General features: G+C 45.1%; 5 protein-coding genes and 1 pseudogene. All 6 read right to left on the reverse strand.

Annotation, left to right across the window (positions count from 1 at the left end; all coding sequences use genetic code 11):
* Positions 1-122: pseudogene (gene rplO, locus B2727_RS18225) on the reverse strand (50S ribosomal protein L15); the annotation flags it as partial.
* Positions 123-125: 3 nt separating this feature from the next.
* The gene (gene rpmD, locus B2727_RS18230) at positions 126-302 is read right to left on the reverse strand and encodes a 50S ribosomal protein L30 (RefSeq protein ID WP_004804119.1); all 177 of its coding nucleotides are present in this window, start codon (positions 300-302) and stop codon (positions 126-128) included.
* A 6-nt stretch (positions 303-308) separates the two neighbouring features.
* Positions 309-806 (reverse strand): 30S ribosomal protein S5, encoded by a 498-nt coding sequence (gene rpsE, locus B2727_RS18235; RefSeq protein ID WP_004657688.1) that lies wholly within the window; start codon positions 804-806, stop codon positions 309-311.
* Positions 807-808: 2 nt separating this feature from the next.
* Complete coding sequence (gene rplR, locus B2727_RS18240) at positions 809-1159, reverse strand: 50S ribosomal protein L18 (protein ID WP_004775881.1); 351 nt, start codon at positions 1157-1159, stop codon at positions 809-811.
* 14 nt (positions 1160-1173) lie between these two features.
* The gene (gene rplF, locus B2727_RS18245; RefSeq protein ID WP_004804118.1) at positions 1174-1707 is read right to left on the reverse strand and encodes a 50S ribosomal protein L6; all 534 of its coding nucleotides are present in this window, start codon (positions 1705-1707) and stop codon (positions 1174-1176) included.
* A 13-nt stretch (positions 1708-1720) separates the two neighbouring features.
* Positions 1721-1834, reverse strand: a 114-nt coding sequence (rpsH, locus tag B2727_RS18250; RefSeq protein WP_291350178.1) for a 30S ribosomal protein S8, incomplete at its 5' end; no start/stop codon positions are given.

Raw genomic sequence — 1834 nt, forward strand, 5'->3', positions numbered from 1 at the left:
TTTTGACCTTTGACACCACGGCCACCAGTCTTACCAACGCCAGAACCGATACCACGGCCTAAACGACGGTTATCACGCTTAGCACCTTCTGCAGGTGCAAGTTCATTTAAACGCAGAGTCATGGCTTATTCCTCTACACTAACCATATAGTAAACTTTGTTGACCATACCACGGTTAGAAGGCGTATCTTGCACTTCTACAGTATGACCAATACGACGCAGACCTAAACCTTTAAGGCAAAGTTTATGATTTTTTAAACGATGCGAAGAAGATTTAGTCTGGGTAACTTTAATCGTTTTCATGATTGATTACCCTTGAATTTGTTCTACTGAAAGACCACGTTTCGCAGCGACTTTCTCAGGAGAAGTCATATCACGCAAACCTTTGAAAGTTGCGTTTACTACGTTAGCAGCATTTGTAGAACCATAACATTTAGCAAGTACGTTATGTACACCTGCAGCTTCAAGAACAGCACGCATAGCGCCACCAGCAATTACGCCAGTACCTTCTGAAGCAGGTTGCATGTATACACGGCTTGCGCCATGACGAGCATTCACAGGGTGTTGTAAAGTAGTGCCCGCAAGGTCTACAGTAATCATGTTACGACGAGCAGCTTCAAGTGCTTTAGAAATAGCAGCTGGAACTTCACGTGCTTTACCACGACCAAAACCTACACGACCATTACCATCGCCCACAACAGTTAATGCTGTGAAAGAGAAGATACGACCACCTTTAACAACCTTGGCTACACGATCAACGGCAACCAGCTTTTCAACGAGACCTTCGTTTTGTTCAACTTTCGCCATGATTAGAACTCCAAGCCGCCTTCACGAGCAGCATCAGCCAAGGCTTTGATACGACCATGATATTTAAAACCAGAACGGTCAAATGCAACTTTGGTAACACCAGCTGCTTTAGCACGTTCTGCGATCAAAGCACCAACTTTCGTAGCTGCATCTACATTACCTGTAGTACCGCTACGTAAAGATGCATCTAAAGTTGAAGCTTGCGCTAAAACTTTTCCACCATCTGCTGAAATAACTTGCGCATAGATGTGACGCGGCGTGCGGTTTACACACAAACGAGTCGCACCCAATGCACGAATGTGCAAGCGTGTGCTTTTCGCACGACGCAAACGGGTTTGTTTCTTTTCGTTCATAAGAACCTCGCGCCTTATTTCTTCTTAGCTTCTTTACGAAGAATAACTTCATCCGAATAACGAACACCTTTACCTTTATATGGTTCAGGAGAACGGTATGCACGGATTTCCGCTGCCACTTGACCTAACAACTGCTTGTTTGCTGACTTCAAAATGATTTCAGTCGCAGTTGGAGTTTCCGCTGTTACACCTTCAGGTAAAGCGTAGTCAATCGGGTGTGAGTAACCAAGGTTAAGGTTTACAGAAGTACCCTTAACCGCAGCTTTATAACCAACACCAACAAGCTGTAACTTACGTTCGAAGCCTTCGCTAACACCTTTTACAAGGTTGTTCAATACAGCGCGAGCAGTACCAGCCTGCATCCAAGCGTCTTTCGACTCTTTAGCTGGAGCAAGTTGAAGTTTACCTTCTTCCTGTTTTAGCTCGACCAGCGCATGCAGGTTGAAAGACAATGTACCTTTGCTGCCTTTCACTTCGACCTGCCGGCCGTTCTGAGTAACTGTTACACCATTAGGTACAGTTACTGGGGCTTTAGCCACACGAGACATGAGGAATCACCTATTAAGAAACAAAAGCAATAACTTCACCACCAACGCCCGCAGCACGTGCAGCGCGATCAGTCATGATGCCTTTGCTTGTAGAAACAATTGCAATACCTAAACCTTGCTTAACGCT

This window comes from Acinetobacter sp. UBA991, from assembly GCF_002292065.1.
Taxonomy (GTDB): Bacteria; Pseudomonadota; Gammaproteobacteria; order Pseudomonadales; family Moraxellaceae; genus Acinetobacter; species Acinetobacter higginsii.